Origin of the sequence: Exiguobacterium profundum (assembly GCF_001909285.1) — a bacterium.
In the GTDB taxonomy this organism is placed as follows: Bacteria; Bacillota; Bacilli; order Exiguobacteriales; family Exiguobacteriaceae; genus Exiguobacterium; species Exiguobacterium profundum.
In genome coordinates this window covers 2,289,593-2,308,020 of sequence record NZ_MRSV01000001.1, presented here as the reverse complement: position 1 = coordinate 2,308,020, position 18,428 = coordinate 2,289,593, and the positions used below count along the sequence as shown (strand labels likewise).

General features: G+C 45.9%; 19 protein-coding genes. 14 read left to right on the top strand and 5 right to left on the bottom strand.

Annotated elements, in window-relative coordinates:
• The first annotated feature begins 188 nt into the window (after positions 1-188).
• Genes opp3b through BBB58_RS11940 form a run of 4 tightly spaced genes read left to right on the top strand, consistent with a single transcriptional unit; the run spans position 189 to position 4,187 of the window.
• Positions 189-1,115 carry an oligopeptide ABC transporter permease gene (gene opp3b / locus BBB58_RS11955; protein WP_074037427.1) on the top strand — a complete coding sequence of 309 codons (927 nt, stop codon included), beginning with the start codon at positions 189-191 and terminating at the stop codon, positions 1,113-1,115.
• A complete protein-coding gene (gene opp3C, locus BBB58_RS11950) occupies positions 1,115-2,140 on the top strand; it encodes an oligopeptide ABC transporter permease (RefSeq protein WP_074037425.1) in 1,026 nt (341 codons plus the stop codon). Before opp3b ends, opp3C begins: the two co-directional genes overlap by 1 nt.
• 23 nt (positions 2,141-2,163) lie before the next feature.
• Positions 2,164-3,237 (top strand): ABC transporter ATP-binding protein, encoded by a 1,074-nt coding sequence (locus BBB58_RS11945; protein ID WP_015881213.1) that lies wholly within the window; start codon positions 2,164-2,166, stop codon positions 3,235-3,237.
• Entirely contained in the window at positions 3,237-4,187 is a 951-nt protein-coding gene (locus tag BBB58_RS11940; RefSeq protein ID WP_074037423.1) for an ABC transporter ATP-binding protein, read from the top strand. Before BBB58_RS11945 ends, BBB58_RS11940 begins: the two co-directional genes overlap by 1 nt.
• A gap of 76 nt (positions 4,188-4,263) precedes the next feature.
• Here BBB58_RS11940 and BBB58_RS11935 read toward each other — a convergent pair whose 3' ends face one another.
• A complete protein-coding gene (locus BBB58_RS11935; protein ID WP_074037421.1) occupies positions 4,264-4,797 on the bottom strand; it encodes an HD domain-containing protein in 534 nt (177 codons plus the stop codon).
• A gap of 222 nt (positions 4,798-5,019) precedes the next feature.
• Between BBB58_RS11935 and BBB58_RS15200 the strand changes: the two genes are divergently transcribed.
• The 4 genes from BBB58_RS15200 to BBB58_RS11920 all read left to right on the top strand — a co-directional run bounded on the left by BBB58_RS15200 (position 5,020) and on the right by BBB58_RS11920 (position 7,857).
• The gene (locus BBB58_RS15200) at positions 5,020-5,157 is read left to right on the top strand and encodes a hypothetical protein (protein WP_015881216.1); all 138 of its coding nucleotides are present in this window, start codon (positions 5,020-5,022) and stop codon (positions 5,155-5,157) included.
• A gap of 177 nt (positions 5,158-5,334) precedes the next feature.
• Positions 5,335-5,733 (top strand): transcriptional regulator SpxA, encoded by a 399-nt coding sequence (spxA, locus tag BBB58_RS11930; RefSeq protein WP_015881217.1) that lies wholly within the window; start codon positions 5,335-5,337, stop codon positions 5,731-5,733.
• A 171-nt stretch (positions 5,734-5,904) separates the two neighbouring features.
• On the top strand, positions 5,905-6,561 hold the full coding sequence (gene mecA, locus BBB58_RS11925; RefSeq protein WP_074037420.1) for an adaptor protein MecA: 657 nt from the start codon (positions 5,905-5,907) through the stop codon (positions 6,559-6,561).
• Positions 6,562-6,624: 63 nt separating this feature from the next.
• On the top strand, positions 6,625-7,857 hold the full coding sequence (locus BBB58_RS11920; protein ID WP_074037419.1) for a DUF2254 domain-containing protein: 1,233 nt from the start codon (positions 6,625-6,627) through the stop codon (positions 7,855-7,857).
• Positions 7,858-7,895: 38 nt separating this feature from the next.
• Here the strand turns inward: BBB58_RS11920 and BBB58_RS11915 are convergent, their stop codons facing one another.
• Positions 7,896-8,621, bottom strand: coding sequence for an SDR family NAD(P)-dependent oxidoreductase (locus BBB58_RS11915; protein ID WP_074037417.1), 726 nt, complete (start codon positions 8,619-8,621; stop codon positions 7,896-7,898).
• A gap of 83 nt (positions 8,622-8,704) precedes the next feature.
• On the opposite strand from BBB58_RS11915, the gene cls reads away from it, so the two are divergent.
• Genes cls through pepF form a run of 3 tightly spaced genes read left to right on the top strand, consistent with a single transcriptional unit; the run spans position 8,705 to position 13,109 of the window.
• On the top strand, positions 8,705-10,216 hold the full coding sequence (gene cls, locus BBB58_RS11910; protein WP_015881221.1) for a cardiolipin synthase: 1,512 nt from the start codon (positions 8,705-8,707) through the stop codon (positions 10,214-10,216).
• A 12-nt stretch (positions 10,217-10,228) separates the two neighbouring features.
• Positions 10,229-11,284, top strand: a complete 1,056-nt coding sequence (locus tag BBB58_RS11905) for a competence protein CoiA (protein WP_074037416.1) — start codon at positions 10,229-10,231, stop codon at positions 11,282-11,284.
• A 22-nt stretch (positions 11,285-11,306) separates the two neighbouring features.
• Positions 11,307-13,109, top strand: a complete 1,803-nt coding sequence (gene pepF, locus BBB58_RS11900) for an oligoendopeptidase F (RefSeq protein WP_074037415.1) — start codon at positions 11,307-11,309, stop codon at positions 13,107-13,109.
• Positions 13,110-13,313: 204 nt separating this feature from the next.
• Here pepF and BBB58_RS11895 read toward each other — a convergent pair whose 3' ends face one another.
• Complete coding sequence (locus BBB58_RS11895; protein WP_074037413.1) at positions 13,314-14,087, bottom strand: DsbA family protein; 774 nt, start codon at positions 14,085-14,087, stop codon at positions 13,314-13,316.
• Between the two features lie 86 nt (positions 14,088-14,173).
• Positions 14,174-14,755: a CYTH domain-containing protein gene (locus BBB58_RS11890; protein ID WP_074037412.1), complete on the bottom strand. Its 582-nt coding sequence runs from the start codon at positions 14,753-14,755 to the stop codon at positions 14,174-14,176.
• 109 nt (positions 14,756-14,864) lie between these two features.
• Here BBB58_RS11890 and yjbM point away from each other — a divergent pair, with 109 nt between their 5' ends.
• Genes yjbM through BBB58_RS11875 form a run of 3 tightly spaced genes read left to right on the top strand, consistent with a single transcriptional unit; the run spans position 14,865 to position 17,186 of the window.
• Positions 14,865-15,509, top strand: coding sequence for a GTP diphosphokinase (gene yjbM / locus BBB58_RS11885; protein WP_015881226.1), 645 nt, complete (start codon positions 14,865-14,867; stop codon positions 15,507-15,509).
• A 12-nt stretch (positions 15,510-15,521) separates the two neighbouring features.
• Entirely contained in the window at positions 15,522-16,319 is a 798-nt protein-coding gene (locus tag BBB58_RS11880) for an NAD kinase (protein ID WP_074037410.1), read from the top strand.
• Between the two features lie 3 nt (positions 16,320-16,322).
• Positions 16,323-17,186, top strand: coding sequence for an RluA family pseudouridine synthase (locus tag BBB58_RS11875; RefSeq protein WP_074037409.1), 864 nt, complete (start codon positions 16,323-16,325; stop codon positions 17,184-17,186).
• Between the two features lie 35 nt (positions 17,187-17,221).
• Here the strand turns inward: BBB58_RS11875 and BBB58_RS11870 are convergent, their stop codons facing one another.
• Positions 17,222-18,388 (bottom strand): FtsW/RodA/SpoVE family cell cycle protein, encoded by a 1,167-nt coding sequence (locus tag BBB58_RS11870; RefSeq protein ID WP_074037407.1) that lies wholly within the window; start codon positions 18,386-18,388, stop codon positions 17,222-17,224.
• Positions 18,389-18,428: the final 40 nt, after the last annotated feature.

Here is an 18,428-nt window from a genome sequence, read left to right as displayed (position 1 = left end):
TCAGAATAATCTCTGAAAAGAATTTTCTTTATTTTCAGTCGCTGTACTAAGAGCCTTGAGATGACGTATAAGCTATTCTTTCAGAAAATTCCTTTCATTTTGTGAATTTGAAAAATAGGTCATATGTCATAGTGAAGCTGTTGGTGCAAGTAGTAGAAAGAATTAGACAAAACAGGGGGTTTTTATTCATGGGACGTTATATCCTACAACGGCTGACTTACGGCCTCATCACGTTCTTCTTGATTGCCACGTTCACGTTCTTCCTGATGGACCTGCTCCCAGGTTCGCCTTATCAGAACCAGGAAAAACTGACAGAATCACAAATTCAATTGTTGAATGACCGCTACGGACTCAATGATCCGCTTCCGGTCCGCTATGCGACGTACATTGGAAACATGCTACAAGGTGACCTTGGCGTATCGTTCCGTACGGCTAACCGTCCAGTAACTGAGTTGATTATGGAACGAATTGGTCCATCGGCACAATTAGGGGTTCAGGCATTAGTACTTGGAACTCTATTAGGTGTATTGTTGGGTGTTGTTGCGGCGATTCGTCACAATACGGCAATTGACTATGGTTCAATGTTCGTATCGGTAATCGGGATTTCCGTCCCATCATTCGTCTTTGCAGCCCTCCTTCAGTACTATGTTGGAGTTAAATTACAGTTGCTTCCGGTAGCATTCTGGGAATCTCCAGCTCATACGATCTTACCAACCATCTCGTTATCGCTCGGGGTTACGGCAGCAATTGCCCGTTTCGTCCGAACCGAGATGTTAGAAGTAACCGGACAAGACTATGTCACGCTCGCGAAAGCGAAAGGGTTGACGGGTAACGCCATCGTATGGAAACACATGGTACGTAACGCGATGATCCCAGCGATCACGATTCTTGGACCGATGACAGCTGGACTTTTAACGGGTACATTCGTTATCGAGAAAATTTTCGCAGTACCTGGTCTTGGAGAATTGTTCGTTACGTCAATCACGTTGAATGATTACTCTGTCATCATGGGCACGACACTCTTCTTCTCGGCCCTCTTCATTATTATCATTTTACTTGTCGACTTGCTCTATGGGGTTGTGGACCCACGTATTCGTCTTGGGGGGAATAACTGATGATTGAAAACAAAAAGAATTACGAACAGTTCGACCAAGACATGTTCACACCAGTTGAAATGAATGAACAGCTTGGTGAGCGGATTGCCGGAAAAAGTTTGAACTTTTGGCAAGATGCATGGATGCGCCTAAAGAAAAACAAGGCGGCTATCATCTCGCTCTCGATTATTTTAATTCTCGTTGCACTCGCTTTGTTTGGACCGATGCTCTCAAGCCGAGATGCATACGAACAGAACATCTCGCAAGCAAAACTACCGCCTAAAGTCACTGGACTTGAATGGGCTGGATTTGATGGGTTGGCAACACTTGGAGGTCGTGAAATCGACTTCTACGAACAGAAGAATGTAGAAGAAAACTTCTGGTTTGGTACCGATTATCTCGGTCGTGATCTTTGGTCGCGGATTTGGGAAGGGACACGAATCTCTCTCTTTATCGGTTTAGTCGCAGCCATCATCGATACAATCATTGGAGTTGCATACGGTGGTATTTCAGCTTACTTCGGTGGACGTACGGATAACATCATGCAACGTATTGTTGAAATCTTGACAGGTGTACCTAACTTGATTTTGATCATCTTGTTCATCTTGATCTTTGACCCAGGTGTCTTCACCATCATCCTTGCCATGGCCATCACCGGTTGGATTGGGATGAGTCGACTCGTTCGAGGTCAGATTCTCAAACTCAAAAACCAAGAGTTCGTCTTGGCAGCTCGTACACTCGGTGCTTCAAGTGGACGCTTGATTTTCAAACATTTAATTCCGAACACATTGGGTGCCATTATCATCACACTCATGTTCACGATTCCATCTGCCATCTTCTTCGAGGCATTCCTCAGCTTTATCGGAATCGGGCTTCAACCACCACAGGCATCACTTGGTACGTTGATCAACGATGGATACAAAGAACTACGAACTTTCCCGTTCCTTCTTATTATCCCGTCTATCATCATCGTCTTGCTCATGGTCAGCTTCAACTTGCTTGCCGATGGCTTGCGTGATGCGTTCGATCCGAAAATGCGTAAATAAAAAAGAAAGAGGGGGACTCGTGCATGGAAACGATTTTATCAGTCCGAGACTTAGAGGTCTCGTTCCACACATATGCAGGAACAGTTCAGGCTGTTCGTGGTGTTTCGTTTGATTTGAAAAAAGGCGAGACGCTCGCCATCGTAGGAGAATCGGGTTCAGGTAAATCCGTTACTTCGAAGGCAATTATGCGTCTCATTCCGAACCCTCCAGGTGAAATCACGAACGGAGAAATCATGTTCGAAGGAAAAGACTTGGCGAAACTTTCGGAAAAAGAAATGCTTAAAATTCGTGGTCGCGACATCGCAATGATTTTCCAAGACCCGATGACATCGCTCAACCCGACGATGACGATTTACAAGCAAATCGCAGAAGGGTTGAAACAGCACCAAGGGTTAACGGGTGAGGATGCGAAGAAACGTACGCTCGAACTGTTGACACTTGTAGGGATTCCAAACCCTGAAGCACGCTTGAAACAGTATCCACACCAACTTTCTGGTGGGATGCGACAACGGATCGTTATTGCGATCGCACTCGCATGTAACCCAAAAGTGTTGATTGCCGATGAACCGACAACAGCACTCGACGTAACGATTCAAGCGCAGATTCTTGAACTGTTAAAAGACATTCAGCAAAAGACCGGCACAGCGATTATCTTCATCACGCACGACCTTGGTGTTGTTGCGAACATGGCTGACCGTGTTGCTGTTATGTATGCGGGACGTCTCGTTGAAAAAGGAACGGTTGATGAGATTTTCTATGAGCCACGTCACCCATACACATGGGGACTTCTCGGTTCGATGCCGCGTCCGACAGATGACCGCAATGAAGCGTTACCGGCAATCCCGGGTACGCCTCCAAACTTGCTCGATCCTCCAAAAGGGGATGCATTCGCACCGCGTAATCCATACGCGATGAAGATTGATTTTGAGAAAGAGCCACCGATGTTCCAAGTAAGTGATACACACTTCGCTTCGAGTTGGTTGTTACATCCGCAAGCGCCAGCGGTGAACCCGCCACGCGCGATTCGTGAACTCGCTCTCAAATATCGTCCAGACAGTGCGTTCGCAAAATCGTTTACGAAAGGTGGTGCTGAATAATGGAACGCGAGAAATTACTCGAGGTAAAAAACCTGAAGCAGCACTTTAAAATTGGTCGTGGCCGCGTTGTCAAAGCGGTCGACGGGATTTCATTTGATATTTACAAAGGTGAAGTGCTTGGACTCGTAGGTGAGTCTGGTTGTGGGAAGTCAACGACAGGACGTACGATTATCGGTCTCTACGACGCGACGGATGGCGATGTCGTGTTCAAAGGCGAAAACGTCCACGAAAAAAAATCGAAGGCAGACAAATTGAAATTCAACCGTGCGATGCAAATGATTTTCCAAGATCCATACGCTTCGCTCAATCCGCGTATGACAGTCGCCGATATCATCGCAGAAGGAATCGATATTCACGGTCTTGCGAAGACGAAAGAAGACCGCATGAACCGCGTATATGACCTTCTTGAAACAGTTGGTTTGACGAAAGAGCACGCGAGCCGTTATCCACATGAATTCTCAGGTGGTCAGCGTCAGCGTATCGGGATTGCCCGTGCTCTTGCGGTTGAACCGGACTTCATCATCGCCGATGAGCCGATTTCTGCACTTGACGTTTCGATTCAAGCGCAGGTCGTCAACTTGATGAAAGAATTGCAACGCGATCGCGATTTGACGTATTTGTTCATCGCTCACGATTTGTCGATGGTTAAATACATCTCTGACCGTATCGGTGTTATGTATCAAGGTCACCTCGTAGAGCTTGCAACAGCAGATCGCCTTTATGAGAACCCAATTCATGCCTATACGAAATCGCTCCTTTCAGCGATTCCGCTTCCAGACCCGGAGCATGAGCGTACACGTAAACGGATCGTATATGAATCGACATCGAAAGGTCCAGTCGGACGTTCAGATGAAGATTCAAGTATCCCGCCACTTCGCGAAGTTGAGCCGGGGCACTATGTCTCGCTCACAGACGAAGAGTACGAAGCGTATAAAGCGCAACTCGTATAACGAAATCAATCCTGACTCATTTATTGAGTCAGGATTTTTTTGCACAAAAAAATCACCTATTAAAGTAGGTGACTGATTATCCGTTCGAGATGCGTGGTAAATTAGAAAGACGTTCCACGATGGCGTCGATTAGACGGACGCGAGCTAACGCATCTTCAATTTCCATTGTCTCGTAATGATGAAGACCGCCTGGCTGCTCCACATACGTGTCCGCGTCATGGACGAGCTGTTGAAGTGGAGTTCGTTGAATACGACTCGGTGGTAGGTAGGAATCCGTGTGCAAGAGAATCATGACAGAAATCTCTTTTGCTCGGGCTGGATCTTCCCCTAAACGAATCAATAATTTGTGGGCACGTTCGGCCCCCTTAATCGCATGGATATCGTTCTGACGATACAAATCATAATTCCATTTACCTTCTGTATACCATTCATAGTGTCCGATATCATGAAGAAGCGCAGCTTTCGTCGCCAAATCTGTATCAAGACCACGTTTCGTTGCCATTTCGAGAGCGCGTTCACAGACGTCGACCGCATGTTTTAAGCCAGATCGAGTTAAATATTTTTGGGTAACCGGATGTTTCATAATCGTTTCTAAAGTGATTCTCATCATCGCTCTCCTCCTTTAAAATAAAAAGGTTATTTCTATAAACTATACAGGTTTCTTCAATTCATTGCAAATGATATCTGTGTAAATTTGAGATGAACGTGTAAGAATGATTCACATTTCACAAACGAGTGTGCTATAATTTAAATGTAGATATAGTGCAACTTCAAGATTTTCAGAATCGGTAATGCTCGGTCGGTTCCTTACGCTGTATGGGGGTGAGAGGCCATGAAAGAACGTGACAAAGTTCTGCGAGAGAAAAAGAGACTTTTGAAAGAAGTATTGAAGAAAAAGCTGAAAGACTTACAAGTCAAGCCAGGGAAAGAGACGGTGTCTCAACCGGTTTCTCGAATCCCTGCGTCTTAAGTTAGGTCGTTCAAGGTCGCATTCAACGAATGCGCCCTCTTTTCATATCTGATTGATAAAGAATATCATTGAAGTTTTGATAAATAAGAATTACTATAATTAAGTGGATGCGAATTTGGGTATACAAATAGAGTCACTTAAAAAGATGGACGCATACTCGATCAGGGAGGAAGAAAAATGGTCACACTTTATACGTCTCCAAGCTGTACATCTTGCCGAAAGGCACGGGCTTGGCTCGAAGAACATGATATCCCGTTTACAGAACGAAACATATTTTCAGAACCGCTCTCATTGAATGAGATTAAACAAATTTTACGTATGACAGAAGACGGGACGGATGAAATCATTTCGACTCGCTCGAAAGTCTTTTCTAAAATCGATGTGTCTGTTGATGCGTTATCTCTTCAACAGCTTTACGATTTGATTCAAGAATATCCAGGTCTTTTACGTCGTCCGATTCTGATTGATGAGAAACGTTTACAGGTCGGATATAACGAAGATGAGATTCGTCGATTCTTGCCACGTAAAGTTCGGACGTTCCAATTACAGGAAGCCCAGCGACTTGTGAATGAATGAGAGCATACTGTTTAAGCAGTGTGCTTTTTATTATCGATTATTTCCTATAAAATAAAGTTATAACCCTTCATCTAGATTGAACGATGTTAAAAAGGGTACAAAGATAACAAGACAATTTCCCCTCTCCTCCTTATGTGAATTGGGAGCGAGGTGAGAAGGGAGTGGACAATCGTGAAAATTGAGCGCATCAATGATAATACCGTCAAATTTTTCATCACATATGTGGATATCGAGAAACGTGGTTTTGCTCGTGATGAAATTTGGTACAATCGAGAACGAGGCGAGCAGCTGTTCTGGCAAATGATGGACGAGGCTCACGAACGTGAAGACATCTCGTTTGATGGTCCACTATGGATTCAAGTACAAGCTTTTGAAAAAGGTCTAGAAGTGACTGTAACAATCGCGAAAAATGTAATGGACACGGAAGACGATTCTGAACTCGGTTCGCTTCTTCGATCAGCAATCGATGAGGCACGGGATCAACAATCGGTACTCGACCAATTGAGTGAGTTGGATGAACTTGAAGCCGAGGCAGATGCTTGGGCACCACTCGCGATGGAAACAAATGATTTCGAGGCAATCATTTCGCTGAGTAAACGCGCAGGAGACATGTTCAGCGATCTTGATTTGAAACTATACCACTATCAGGACCGTTACTACTTGTGGATTGATTTCCCGGATGAAATGGAACCGGAAGACGAAGAGAATGCACTCAGTCTTTTAGCAGAGTATTTAACATTCAGCACACAGACGCAACCGATGCTTGAAGAGTATGGAAAACTCATTCTCGATGGCGACGTCTTTGCGAAAGTGCGTCACTATTTCTAATGACACATCGCCTGTTCAGTTGGACAGGCGATTTTTTCAAATCGACGGTAAAGAGGTGTTGGTATGGTGAGACGAATTCGATTACTACTTGATGACAGTGCATGGTTTGTCCCATTTTTATACGGAATGGGTGGCATCGTATTAACGGCATTAACCCAAATGTTTGGGGATTTCTTTCGTGATTTATTACCAGACTTTATTTATTTAGATCTGGACTCAGCGGCGTCTGTGTTGTCTTCGACATTTACGAGCCTGATGACGATGATGACGTTCAGTTTTTCCACGATTCTGGTCGTATTGACAACGTATTCCTCTCAGTTTTCTCCCCGGACAATCAATAACTTTTTGACGAACACGTCGGCCAAGCATACGCTCGGTCTTTTCATCATGACGACGGTTTATGGAATTTCGAACTTATTCCTCGTCCGTACGGCAGATGAAGGGGTCGTGTTGTCGTCCGGGATCAGTGTGCTCTTAGTCATTGGTTCGATTTGGGCATTCGTCAAGTTCATCCAGACGATCAGTGTTTCGATTCAGGCGGAACGTCTATTATCCGCGTTACATAAAGAAGCGCTCTCTGTCATCAGCGAGCAAAAAAAGGCAATTGAGTCGGATGAGGTTCATCTCGTCCTGCCTCGATCTGTCCATTCGTTCGAAGGTCAAGCGGTACGAGCTCCGCGAACGGGTTATATTCGTTTGTTTTTAAGAGAGAAGCAAGGAGATTATTCAACGGATTTCGAGTCTATTGTAGCTGTTGGGGAGTTTGTAGCCAAAGGTGATTTACTCGGATTCTGGAAGGGTGAGGATGTGCCGGACATCGAGTTGTTTGAGATTGGCGAAGTTCGTTCTTCGATGCAAGACCCGTCATTTGCGGTTGAAAAATTGAGTGAGATTGCGCTAAGAGGAATCTCTCCAGGAATCAATGATCCGAACACGGCAATTCATGCGATTCATTACATCGGGGATATTTTAAGAGAACTTTGTGAATTACCAGAAGGTGATTTTTTGTATTCGAACGGGAAGTCTGACTGGCATGTGAAACGAAAAACGCTTGAGACGATTCTATTTGAATCGCTATCGCCGATGCAGACTTATGCGAGCCGAGATATCTTTGTGATGGGGTCCGTGTTCGAGGCGATTCGAATGGCGCGCCTCCAAGCACATGAAACACTCGATTCGACATTTGAGGACATGATTCAATATTTTGCGGATGTGATTGATTGGGATCGTCTTCATGCGAAAGAACAGAACTATTTGCGCAATAAGATGAATCGGGCTAAAAAGATGACGACATGAGTAGAGACCACCTGTTCTAAAGAAGAGGTGGTCTCTGTTCAAGACAATGTATATCCGCCATCGACTGTGATGGCTTGGCCGTTAATGTAAGTTGAAGCATCAGTCAATAAAAATTCTACGACCGGCGCCACTTCCTCAGGATGTGCGGCATGTCCCCGGAAATGGTGGGTCATCGCCTCTTTGAACTTTGCTTCACCCCCATATAGCTTGTGACTGAGCGGTGTGTCAATCGGTCCAAAACAAACGGCATTGAATCTTACTTTTCCTTTCATTCGGTGTGCGAACGTTTTAGTTAAGGCTATTACGGCCGCCTTTGAAGCGGCATAGTGCGCGAGCATCGGTGGAAACTTGACGTGCCCAACGATGGCGGCATTGTTGACGACACTCGCTCCTTGGTCAAATAGGGGAATGGCACGTTGTGTGACGGTGTTCAGCGCATACAAGTTGACATCGAATACCTCGTTATACGACTCATGTGTCAAACGTTCAGGTGTGCCCGGTCTACCAAAAGTAGCGGCGTTATTAAATAATCCGTTCAAGGTCACACCTTGCTCTTTCAACTGAGAGAAAAGATGGTCGATGTCCTCTGTCGAAGCAAGGTCACATCGAATGAATGTGGCTTGTCCATTTGAATCAGACTCGAGAGAGGTGCCTCTTGTTTCATCCCGACCGATCCCGATGACTCGGTGCCCCTTAGCAGTCAACTGTAAAGCGACGGCGCGACCAATCCCGCTTGTCGCACCTGTGATCAGAAAAGTCCCCATAATTCATTCGCTCCCCTCAAAAAGATGACGTTACGATGTATAATTAATGATAATACATGACAGAAACGAGGTCAGCTTATAATATGTTGCGACGCATACAAGTACTCTTTTCCCTCATTTTGCTCGCAGGACTCATTGCGATATTATCGTATTACTGGAGCTCACAAGTAATTGGATTGTTCTCGATTCTCGTCTTTTTGACAACGTTCAGTATATTACTCGTCATCTTACTTGAAAATCGAAATCCACAACGTACGCTCATTTGGGCAATCGTCATGATTGGTTTTCCAGTCATCGGATTATTTGCATACTTTGTATTCGGCCAGAACTATCGACGTAAACGTATGTTCAAAGAAAAAGCGATGCTTGATGAAGAGACATACTTGGCCTATCGTCAGAAAGCGATGACGTTGTCGCCGTCTCTTATGTTCGCCCACGACGATTATGAGAAGCTGATGCATCTTACTTCTTCGTTGAACCAATTACCTGTTTCATCGAATACGTATACCCAAATCTTGACGAACGGCCGTGAAAAATTCTCGAAGTTATTGCCGGCTCTGAAAGGAGCGTCCCGACACATCCATCTAGAGTATTATATTTTTCGGGAAGATCGTATTTCTCGGGAAATACAGCGAATCTTGATTGAAAAGGCGAAGGCGGGGGTCGAAGTCCGGTTTTTGTACGATGCGGTCGGGTCCATTCATACGAGTGGCACGTTCTTTGAAGAGATGAAGCAAGCCGGTGTCCAAGTCCAGGCATTCTTTCCAGTTGTATTGCCACTCGTTTCGAGTAAGACGAACTATCGAAACCACCGAAAAATCGTGGTCATCGATGGTACCGAGGCATTCACAGGTGGCTTGAATGTAGGGGATGAGTACTTGGGTGAGCACTCTAAGTTCGGATTTTGGCGCGACACTCATCTGTATGTCAGAGGAGAAGGGGTATCTGAACTGCAACTGATTTTCTTGCAAGATTGGTATTACATGACCGGGGAACGCCTATTCACACCGTTCTATCTAGAGCCGCTTGAGACGGTAAGAAGTGCGAGCGGAGGGGTTCAAATCGTTGCGAGTGGACCGGATGAACCTTATGAGACGATGAAATCCATTTACTTTTCACTCATCAATGCTGCAAAAAAATCTGTCTACATTTCGTCACCTTACTTGATTCCGGATGAAGACATAATGAGTGCCTTAAAGACGGCATCATTATCAGGAATTGATGTCCGCATCGTCTTACCGAGTTATCCCGACCATAAAATCGTTTTCTACGCGAGTCGGTCCTATTATGAAGAACTGTTACTCGCCGGTGTAAAGATCTATCTATATGAGAAGGGATTCATGCATTCAAAAGTCATCGTGGTGGATGATGGATTAGCCACGATTGGGACGGCGAACATGGATTTTCGGAGCTTTCATTTGAACTTCGAGGTCAATGCGCTCCTCTATAACACGAACTCAGTCCATCAACTGAAACAAGACTTATATGATGATTTCGAAGGGTCACACGAACTCGTATTAGAAGAGTTCGCGAAACGGTCATTCTTTATCAAACTCGTTGAATCATTAGCCAGAATGTTTTCACCACTGCTATGAGGAGGGAGCAAGATGCGGTTTGCAATCGATCGGGAAGGGGATATCGTTGATTCCTTTACATTAAATCGGATGCAAGCAGAGCAACTTGCTCCTTTTCGATGCCCGACTTGTCAAGAAATGTTGATTGTGAAGCAAGGTGTGAAGAAACGGCTGCATTTTGCGCATATCCACACCTGTGGGAGAGCTGAATCGGTCATGCATCATCAGGATAAATGGGCAATATGCCAGTGGCTTCAAGAGAATGGCTATCCTGTCGAGCAAGAAGTGACGATTAAGAATCGTCGGGCTGACATCCTCACGAACATGGACGGGCAGCACACCGTGTTCGAAATTCAGGCGTCTCCTTTACGACCTGGAGAATACGCCGAACGAACGAATGATTATCGACGAGCGGGGTTTGATGTGGTTTGGATTGCGAGCGGTCTCGATTTGAGAAACAATCAATCGTTTCAACCATGGATGCGTCTAGAACTTTTTCAGCGACATCGGTTGTTGACGGTGAAAAATGGGAGATTGTTACGCTTCAATGGATTTCCGATTTCGATCAAGTATGGAATCGGAAACTGGGAAATCTCATCTTCAGTGAACACGTCACCGTACGAAGCCTATTATCGGTTCGATGCTTTTGAATGGATAGAGATGATTCGTCGTAAACGCATGTCGCCGATTTATCCGTCTCCGCTAAATCGACGGCTCATATTGAATCGGCTCTATCCACTTGGTCTGTTACCCGGATTATTACCGACCGCCTGTTACCTTCCGCTTTCATCGCTTTGGGGAATCCGTGTACATCCGATTGATTTTCAGACCGTGCATTATTTGAATCGCTACGAGTCACCGCGCGATTCCGTGGAATGGAGTATTCAAAAAACATGTCGACAATTTGGAGTGACACCGACAAGCGACTTTTCCCAGTCATTTCATGTACAATGGAAACAACTCTTGAATGCGAGTCGTCTATCCTGTGATGTCAGGTCATGGCCGCATCCAAAGCATTACGAGGAGGCCAGACATCACGATACACGTTTGTTTCAAGGACTTCAGCGATTGATTTTACAATCGACTTAATCATCGAAAAGGAAGTGGACGTATGTCAGAGGTATTGACTAGACAGCAAGTTCCAGTGGAAGAAACATGGAACTTAGAAACCATCTACAGCAATGACGAGGCTTGGGAATCGGATTTTCAAGCGTTAAAAGAGAAAGTGCCGGCATTGATTGGATTTAAAGGACGCCTTGGGGAGTCGGCGGAAACGTTGCACGAAGCGTTGCAACTTCGGGACGATCTCTCACGTCAGTTACATAAGCTATATACGTATGCTCATATGCGCTATGACGAAGACACGGCGAATAGCCATTATCAAGCATTGAATGATCGTGCCGGCTCACTTGCGTCTCAAGTTTCAGCACAACTCGCGTTTATGACACCTGAGTTGCTCTCGATTGATGAGAATCAGATTGAAGCCTTCATGGAGCAGAATGAGTCACTTCGCGTTTATCGTCATGCATTCGATGAGTTGGCACTAGAGCGTCCACACGTGTTGACGGAGGCGGAAGAATCGATTTTGGCACAAGCCGGAGATGTGCTCGGTCAATCGAGCTCGACGTTCGGTATGCTCAACAACGCAGATTTAAAATTCCCGAAAGTGAAAAATGAAAAAGGGGAAGAAGTTGAGTTGACGCACGGTCGATATATCACGTTCCTTGAATCGGCTGACCGAAGCGTTCGCGAAGGGGCATTTAAAGCGATGTACGGGACGTACGCGCAATATTTGAATACGTTCGCCTCAACATTATCTGGAAGTGTGAAGAAAGATAACTTCTATGCGACTGTCCGTAAGTTTGAAAGTGCAAGACAGTCCGCGCTCCATCATAATGCGATTCCGGAGTCTGTATACGATGGGCTTGTAGAAGCTGTAAACGAACGACTCGACTTGTTACATCGTTATGTCGCGTTGCGTAAGCGAGCGCTCGGCTTAGATGAGTTGCATATGTATGACCTCTACACACCACTCGTCAAAGATGTCGAAATGAAAGTATCGTATGAAGAAGCGAAACAATGGATGGTAGATGGTTTGGCACCACTCGGAGAAGAGTACGTCCAAATCGTCAAAGACGGTCTCGATTCGCGTTGGGTCGACGTTCGAGAGACACGCGGTAAGCGTAGCGGTGCTTACTCCTCGGGAGCATACGATACGCAACCGTTCATCCTGATGAACTGGCAAGATAACGTCAACAACTTGTTCACGCTCGCACACGAGTTCGGACACTCGGTGCATAGTCATTACACGCGCGCATCGCAACCATATCCGTATGGCGATTACTCGATCTTCGTTGCAGAAGTGGCATCGACGACGAACGAAGCTTTGTTGAATGACCATTTGTTGAAAACGAGAACAGCGAAAGAAGAACGTCTCTACTTGTTGAACAATCAGCTTGAAACGTTCCGTGGAACATTGTTCCGTCAAACGATGTTCGCTGAATTCGAACACATGATTCATCAAGCTGCTCAAGAAGGCGTATCGCTCACTCCGGAGTACTTAAATGAAACATACCTCGAGTTGAACAAACGTTACTTCGGAGACGAGATTGTCATCGATGAAGAGATTTCATATGAGTGGGCGCGCATCCCACACTTCTATTACAACTACTACGTCTATCAATATGCGACAGGGATTTCGGCATCTGCTGCACTGTCACAACAGATCATGGAAGAAGGGGAGCCAGCCGTGCGTCGTTATATCGATAACTTCTTGAAGGCGGGTTCTAGTGACTATCCGATCGAGGTGTTGAAGGCGGCTGGCGTCGATATGACGACGAAGGAGCCGGTATTAAAAGCGCTCGATCAGTTCGAAGCGGTTCTTGATGAAATGGAATCATTATTGTTCTCGTGAACAATATGTGACAATATGCACAAAGAGGTTGTCAGATGATTCTGCACTAGGTATATTATAAGTGTGAAATCAATCACAAACCCCTTTATTGACCGTAAACTTTCTCCCATCTTGTAGGCCTTCCCCGGGCCTCAAGGTTCGATGTCTCTTGTCCCCGCTTGAGACGTCAAAAACCCCATGGCTCCCCGGCCATGGGGTTCTTTTTTATTTCGTTTGAGCCCACGCTTCACCGCTACATCCTGGCACAGGACGGCAACGCTGTTGTAGGGAGAGTTTCTTCAATTCGCGTTCAATCACCGTCTTATCCAAGTCTAGAATGTACGATAGCTCTGTTATGGTCGACGCATCATAGCGTGCCAACACTTTGGCTACATCCCAATCGGTCGAACGGCTCGGTGCATAACCTAACAATTCAGTCATGACCGATTGATAGACGTCGTACGGATAAACCCCTTCAATCTTCAATGCTTCATCGCGCGTCACGAATGTGAGTGCGGGCAATAACTCAATCTCCCAATCTTTCAACACTTGATGGTCGACAGCTAGTGCATTCAAGAGCTGGTTCGATTGAAGATCGGCTTCGAGTTCACTTAAATCAAGGCCATACTCTTCGAAAGAACGTGCGATTTCCCATAAATCGATTGAACCAAGTTGTTCACCAGAGAATAGATCATTCACATGCAAATGACGCAAGAAGCGCATCGCATGACGTTTCCCTTGTAATTCCAGCGCTTTGATCATGGTGAGAAGGCGAACTTCTTCCTGACATCCGCCAACACAGCTAGGAACGGTAGAGACCATTCGAAAACGAATCACGTGTCCGTATTCAATCTCTAACTTTTTGATCAGTGTCATCACATGAAAGTTCTCAGGACTTGAGATGTCCATGAAATAGAATAACTCCAATGGCTTATACGTTACTTGAATAGGAGTTTCTTCCAGTGAACAGGATGACCCATTACATTGTTCAAGTTCCATTTGTGTCGCCTCCTCTCGTCAAAAAACTCATTTAACTTTGTAAACTCATTGTAGCAACGAAAAAAAAAGGTTGGCAATGTATCTGCTCAACCTTCCAACCGACTTATTTTTAATTCCATGAATCGGACGATTTTATTTTTAGCGGGACGATAGGGGAGACCATGTTTTTCAAGAAGTCCTTCGAACGCACGTTTTCCCTCTTCTTCATTCGTCACTTCAAATTCTATTTCATAGTCGGTCGTCTCCAAATAATGGCTTTCGTCCAAAACGAGGAGACCGTCTTCTGTCTGGAGCTCTGCCCGGTTCGTCTCGAGTCGACCGAGATGCTCAAGCGGTGCATTTAGCTGAAACGGAGCCAATGCCTGCTTCATTTGCTCGTCATGAATGATTCCATACTTAAACAAATCCTCAGCCTCATCTTCTGTAATTGTGGCGTGTGTCTCAAGTAAGCCGACCTCGTTGGGTTGCTTTAACGTCAGCACTTGACCATGTTTCTTCTCGCGAATGCGAAGTGCTGCCCCGTTCGCTTTTAGCTGAAAGGAAGGGGTGTCGAAATAATCATTCGCCTGCCAACGAACTTGGTCATCAAGCTGATAGGCACGTAGGAGTGTCTCATACTCGTCTTTCGTCAACATTGATTTAAATTCAATTTCCACTTCTTGGGTCATGAATCATCGCTCCATTCTATGAACAATTGTTCGTTTATGATACCATACAAACGGATACATACGGAAAGGACGCGTTTTTTCCGGAAAAGAACGAAAGTGGTGACAGCGTATGCAATCAGTGAACTGGGATCAGTTTTTAGTACCGTATCAAATCGCGGTAGACGAGTTGAAAGTCAAATTGAAAGCCGTTCGAAAGCAATTCAAGTCCCAAAATGACCATTCTCCGATTGAATTTGTCACAGGTCGAGTGAAGCCGGTCGGGAGCATTCTCGAGAAAGCGAAACGAAAAAATATCGCTGACCATGAATTGGCGACGGATATGCAGGATATAGCGGGATTACGAATCATGTGTCAATTTGTCGATGATATCGTTCACGTCTTGGATTTGCTACATCGTCGAACAGATTTTAAAATAGTGGAAGAACGCAATTACATTACCCATCAGAAAGACTCGGGCTATCGATCATATCATGTCATCATCGAGTACCCGGTTCAGACGATTCACGGTGAAATCCCTACGCTCGTTGAAGTGCAAATCCGCACGCTTGCGATGAATTTCTGGGCCACGATTGAGCACTCATTGAATTATAAATATGATGGTGACATGCCTCTTGAAGTGCAGGAACGATTGAGACGTGCAGCCGAGGCGGCCTTTTTACTCGATGCCGAGATGAGCCAACTCCGCGTTGAAATTCAGGACGCCCAGCAAGTGTTTCGGGATAAAGAGATGAACGTGAAAACGGACGAAGACTAGGGGGAAACCGATATGCAGTTTGCGATTGTATCGAGGGGAGATACGCGATCAGCGGAGATCGCTCAGGAACTGACTGAAAAACTTCAAGCCGCCGGGCATACATTATCGGAACAGCCCCGAATCGTAGTATCGGTCGGAGGGGACGGGACGATGTTACAGGCGTTTCATAAATACATCGACCGACTCGATGAAACGCTACTTGTCGGGATTCATACCGGGCATCTCGGATTTTATGCCGATTGGCAACCGGAGGAGTTGGATGAACTGACCGAGATGATCACGAGCGAATCGTTCGAGCCGGTCTCCTATCCGCTCGTTGAGGTGCTCATTGACTATGAGAACGGGGTGACTGATCGTCGACTGGCGATGAATGATTGCACGATTAAGAACTACAAGCGCACGCTCGTCTGTGATTTATCGATTCGAGACGACTACTTTGAAACGTTTCGTGGAGATGGATTATGTATATCGACACCATCGGGTTCGACCGCCTACAATAAGGCACTCGGTGGAGCAATCGTTCACCCATCGATTGAAGCCATTCAAGTGACTGAGATGGCTTCAATCAACAACCTAGTGTATCGAACGATCGGTGCACCGCTTCTCTTACCAAAACACCATCAAGTGAAAATCAAACCGCACACGAAAACCGAATTTGAATTGGCGTTTGACCATCAAGAAGCGTTGTCCTGGTCGGATGTCGTCTCGATTCGATGTGCGGTCGCAAAAGAAAAAGTGACGTTCGCTCGCTTCCGGCCCTTCCCATTCTGGCGCCGAGTTCGCGAATCGTTCATCGAGGAAGGGAAGTAACGAATGCAAGGGTTTACGATTCGTCGCGTTGTGGAGAAAGCCGTCCCACTTCGCGACTTTTTAATGCAAGATATGGGGATTTCTCGAAAGATGCTCACACTCGTGAAGCATGAAGGGGATATTGAAGTGAATGGCATGCACCGCACCGTAAGACATGAACTCGAACCAGGGGATGAAGTGATGGTGCGATTCCCGCTTGAAGCCCCTTCACTCGACATGGTCGCCTCAGATCGTCCTATTCGAATTCTGTATGAAGATGATACGCTGTTGGCGGTCGATAAACCGGCAGGGATTGCCACGATTCCATCACGACTACATCCGACCGATACACTTGCGAACGCTGTACTCGGCTATTATCAACGCATCGGTCTGTCATCTGCGATTCACGTGATCAATCGGCTCGATCGCGACACGAGCGGTGTCGTCTTGTTTGCAAAGTATGGATTTATTCATCATCGATTTAGTGAACTTCAGAAAGCGAATGGATTGGTACGTACGTATAAGGCATTGGTCGAAGAAGAAGTGACACCACAAACGATTGATGCACCGATTGGGCGTGCCGAGAACTCGATTATGGAGCGAGTCGTGACAACTGAGGGACAACGCGCCATCACGCATATCCTCGCGTGTCAGCCATTTGAGAGCGGCTCGTTATTGACGATTCGACTCGAGACGGGACGGACCCATCAAATTCGCGTGCATTTGCGCCATATTGGTCATCCGCTCATTGGGGACTCCATGTATGGGGGAACGACTCGTATGCCCCGTCACGCCCTTCACAGCGCGTCTGCGCGATTCATTCATCCGATGACAGGGGATGAGATTCAGATTGAGGCGCCAATTCCGGAAGATTTTCGAACTATATAAAGAAATCCCTCAAGGTAAAACCTTGAGGGATTTTGTCAATCATCATCAAACATATAGGTTTTTGATTTAGAGGCCACGTTCATGACGAGACCGATGGCAATCATGTTCATGATAATCCCTGTTCCCCCGTAACTGACGAACGGGAGGGTAAGTCCAGTGATCGGCAAGACACCGATTGTCATACCGATGTTTTGGAACACTTGGAACGTGAACATGGCGATAACACCGGTGACGATATAACTTCCGAACGCGCTACTAGACTCTAACGCAATGTGAATCATCCGATAGAGGAATAAGAAGAAGACGATGATCACGAGAGCTGCGCCAATGAACCCATAGTGTTCTGCGATAACAGCAAATATGAAGTCCGTTTGAGATTCCGGTAAATAGACGAGACCCTGGCCGTATCCTGCTCCGAACATCTGTCCAGAACCAATCGCCTGTAGCGATTTGATTAATTGGAATGCCAGATCATCTGAATATTCGTAAGGATAAATCCAGGCCTGGAAGCGGTTGAGGGCGTGTCCAGGTACGAATGCTTGTAAGACTTCGAAATGGGCAAAGAACAGATACATGAATGTGCCGATGGTCAAAGCCGCAGCGCTGAAGAGACCAAGAAGCCACTTCCAACCGATTCCCGAGACGATGATGATGGCGCCGAGCATCGTCATCAGAACGAGCCCGGTCCCTAAGTCCGGTTGTGTCACAATCAGCCCGAGCGGCGGGATGGCGATTAGTACCAGTTTCACGAGAAGCCATGTATCGAGTTGTGACGATCCGTAACGTTTATTGTGCTCATAGACGATGGTCGACATGGAAATCAATAAAAAGAGCTTCATGAATTCGGCTGGCTGGAAACTGAATCCAGGCACGTTATACCAACCATACGCCCCGTTAATGTTCGGTACGAGCGACGTGTCACGTAACGGAATCAGACCGACGAGCAGAAGTAGACCGAATGCGTATAAGTACCAATGGATTTTCCGGAGTTGCTCATATTCAATCGTCATGATCGCGAACATTGCAAAAAAGCCGATGACATAACGAATGCCTTGTTCAAGAGCGAAGTTGATATGTTGAAGTCGCGTTGGCAACATCGGTTGAGCGGTATAGATTGCACCGAGACTGATGATCATCAATAGGAAGACGATGGTCAACAGTGTCGTATCTAAACTTTTAAAATATGATTGTATACGGTTCATAATGGAGTCGAATCACCCTTTCTATACGTATTTTATCTTA